The following is a 2,080-nucleotide window of genomic DNA, read 5'->3' as shown; positions in this document are numbered from 1 at the left end:
TTTTGATGTTCAATATTTCCTCTCAACGAAACTGAAAACCCGCAACCAGTTGTACGCTTGGGGGAAATGGCTCGCTGTGGCGAAATTCCCCATACTCCTTACTACGGTACGGTAGATGCCACTCCTTTGTGGCTAATTCTCTATGGAGAATATTATGCTTGGACTGGCGATCGCCATACCATAGATCGATTGTGGGAAGCAGCTCTCGCTGCTATGGATTGGATCGATCGCAACTTAAAGAAAACAGGATATCTAGCTTACAACCGTAATTCCCCTAGTGGTTTGCTCAATCAGGGTTGGAAAGATTCGGGAGACTGTATCGTTAACCACCAAGGTCAATTGGCAAGTGGAGCAATTACCCTCTGCGAGGTTCAAGGCTATGTCTATAAAGCGAAAATGAGTCTTAGAGCGATCGCCAAGATGATGAAAAGAACCGATCTCGCTGATAGATGGTACCAAGAGGCTTTAGAACTCAAAAATCGCTTTAATCGAGACTTTTGGCTGCCCGATCTCCATTATTGTGCTTTAGCCTTAGACGGAGACGGAAAACCAGTAGATAGCATTAGTAGTAATCCAGGTCATTGTTTAGCAATGGGAATTTTCCAGCCTGACAAAGCGATGAGCGTCGCTGAAAGGTTGCGCGCGCCCGATTTATTTAGCGGTTGGGGTATTCGTACCTTGAGCAGCTTATCTCCTGCTTATAATCCGATGGGCTATCATACTGGTTCAGTATGGCCCCATGATAATAGTATTATTGCCTTGGGTTTACGAAATACCGCTCGGGAAATTACGAAAAATTCATTTAGTTTAGTCGAGCAATCTCTGGAAGTTACCACAGGAATAATTGACATGACTCTCCAGCAAACCTATCTACAACCCCCTGAACTTTTTTGCGGTTACCAACGATATACCGAAAACACTCCTGTACGTTATCCCGTAGCTTGTTCTCCTCAAGCTTGGGCGACAGGTGCTCTATTTCAACTTTTACAAGTAGCACTAAATTTAATTCCCGATGCAACTAACAACTGCGTCCGTGTCATCGAGCCAGTTTTACCCGAATCACTTAATCGTCTTTCATTGCATAATCTCAAGATAGGTTCAACCATACTCGATCTGGAATTTGAACGTATGGGAAACACTACTGCTTGTCGGGTAGCCAAAAAACGGGGCAATCTGAAAGTGGTTTTTGAAGCTTAATTTGAAGAGTGGAAAAAGTGTAGGGGGAGACCGCTTAAAGTGACTTTTATTTCCGACTAAGCAGCGACCTCTCCAATTCTTTTATTTCGGAAACAGATGTCGCCTTTGTCCAATACCTGGATTAAAAATGCCTGCTATCTCCTCATCAGACAATTGACTGAGTTGAGTTTCTAAATCTTTGACTGTGAAGGCATAGCCTCTGGCTTTAGCTAGAAGAATGAAAGCTTCTGGATCTTTCTTGGCTTTCTGTCTTTCTTGTTGAGCGTGGGCTTGCTCTACCTTTTTATAAATTCGAGCAGCATTTTGCGCAGTCATAATTGTACCTCCTTTTGCAAGGATGAATTTTATTTTGATGTTTTTCTAACTTTTTATACTTTCAGTTTTTATAAGCATAAATTATTTAAACATACCTAATTATAACTCAAAATTATCTTCAAGCAGACACCATCTCAAAGTTACTTGCCCCGTTTCACGATTGTAAACATGAGTTGGCAGACCAGAATCGAAATAATTCCATTCCTACTTTTTCTAGCTCTAGATCGATAATATTCTGAGCTTTGGCGATCGCTTTAGCTTCCATCACTTCAAAATGATCGGTAGCATAAAAAATGCCACAGTCGTCTCCCAGCTTGTGATTGTAACTGTCGCCATCATGCAAAGAACAGTCCCATAAATACAAATACTTAAACTTTTTGTGAATTTCTTTACCGCGATCGCCAATACCTTAGAGATCGCGGTAAAGAAATAGCAGCCCACGAACGACGAATGAATTTTCTGTCTGCTGTCTTCCAAATGCCGATTTTCAAACCTTTATAATTATAGGCTTGATCAACTGGTTGCGGGTTTTCAGTTTCGTTGAGAGGAAATATTGAACATCAAAACC

At 41.5% G+C, this 2,080-nt stretch carries 2 protein-coding genes and 1 pseudogene; 1 reads left to right on the top strand and 2 read right to left on the bottom strand.

Features of this window, described 5'->3' with window-relative positions; translation table 11 throughout:
• Window positions 1-51: 51 nt before the first annotated feature.
• Window positions 52-1,197, top strand: a pseudogene (locus I4641_RS23685) (amylo-alpha-1,6-glucosidase); the annotation flags it as partial.
• A gap of 81 nt (window positions 1,198-1,278) precedes the next feature.
• Here the strand turns inward: I4641_RS23685 and I4641_RS23680 are convergent.
• Complete coding sequence (locus I4641_RS23680) at window positions 1,279-1,512, bottom strand: Nif11-like leader peptide family RiPP precursor (RefSeq protein ID WP_229643043.1); 234 nt, start codon at window positions 1,510-1,512, stop codon at window positions 1,279-1,281.
• Window positions 1,513-1,666: 154 nt separating this feature from the next.
• A complete protein-coding gene (locus I4641_RS23675) occupies window positions 1,667-1,876 on the bottom strand; it encodes a hypothetical protein (RefSeq protein ID WP_229643042.1) in 210 nt (69 codons plus the stop codon).
• Window positions 1,877-2,080 lie beyond the last annotated feature (204 nt).

Origin of the sequence: Waterburya agarophytonicola KI4 (assembly GCF_020640915.1) — a bacterium.
In the GTDB taxonomy this organism is placed as follows: Bacteria; Cyanobacteriota; Cyanobacteriia; order Cyanobacteriales; family Xenococcaceae; genus Waterburya; species Waterburya agarophytonicola.
Note: the sequence above shows the minus strand (reverse complement) of the source record. Positions and strands in the feature narration are given on the sequence as shown.

Coding starts and splice junctions, on each gene's coding strand:
- I4641_RS23680 (WP_229643043.1), bottom strand. CDS start 1,512: ATGACTGCGCAAAATGCTGCTCGAATTTATAAAAAGGTAGAGCAAGCC.